We start from the raw sequence: 362 nt of genomic DNA on the forward strand, positions 1-362 counted from the left end.
GGCATCACCCACATTGCTTGCATTAACTGTCGTACCATCGGTTTTCGTGGTGACATAGGTTGGCGCACTCACCGCACCGGTTGTGCTGTCGTAGCTTGACCCACCACCCAGATTGTTCGCTGTACTGTTACCCAAGGCATCAGTCTTGTTGTTACTTGATGTACTTAATGCATCTAGCTGACCTTTGTTCACTGCGTCAGTTGCATCTGTACCTGCTGCTACATTAATTACTTTCGTATTCGCCGCATCAATGCCTGACTTAGTCACACTCGGGCCACCTGTAACGGTTAAACCGTTGCTGTCCAGCTTGCTGTCACCTGTGGTTACGCTATCGAGATCCAGATCTCGCTTCAAGCCATACT

At 49.4% G+C, this 362-nt stretch carries 1 pseudogene; it reads right to left on the reverse strand.

Annotated elements, in window-relative coordinates:
• Window positions 1-362 (reverse strand): annotated as a pseudogene (locus HUN22_RS17835) (hypothetical protein); the annotation flags it as partial.

This window comes from Acinetobacter lactucae (genome assembly GCF_013344765.1).
In the GTDB taxonomy this organism is placed as follows: Bacteria; Pseudomonadota; Gammaproteobacteria; order Pseudomonadales; family Moraxellaceae; genus Acinetobacter; species Acinetobacter lactucae_A.